1 pseudogene is annotated in these 381 nt (G+C 34.9%); it reads right to left on the bottom strand.

Features of this window, described 5'->3' with window-relative positions:
• Positions 1 to 381, bottom strand: a pseudogene (locus tag HZY83_RS03325) (cardiolipin synthase); the annotation flags it as partial.

The raw sequence follows: 381 nt of genomic DNA, 5'->3' as shown, positions 1-381 counted from the left end.
GGTATAAAGTAGGGGGATTGAATATAAATTGATTCTTTAGCTGATGATATCATTTTTAAGTAACCGTATTTGATTTGTTCCCAATCTTCATCAGGTCCACTAGAAGCGATTTGAATGCCGATTGTTCCTCCAGAATTAACATCAGGGAAATATCGTTCTTGATAAGTTAAATTGTCTCGGGTAGATTGTGAATTCCAATCTAAAATAAATCGAAGTTGTAATGCATTTACAGCATCACCTACAATACGTAGATGCGTGTCACGCCAGTAACCAAACTTCTTAGATTTACCTAAATATTCATCACCTACATTGAAACCACCAACATAACCAATTTTACCGTCGATAATAACGATTTTTCTGTGGTTTCGGTTATTCATACGT

Origin of the sequence: Gemella sp. GH3, assembly GCF_013415425.1 — a bacterium.
GTDB lineage: Bacteria > Bacillota > Bacilli > Staphylococcales > Gemellaceae > Gemelliphila.
Note: the sequence above shows the minus strand (reverse complement) of the source record. Positions and strands in the feature narration are given on the sequence as shown.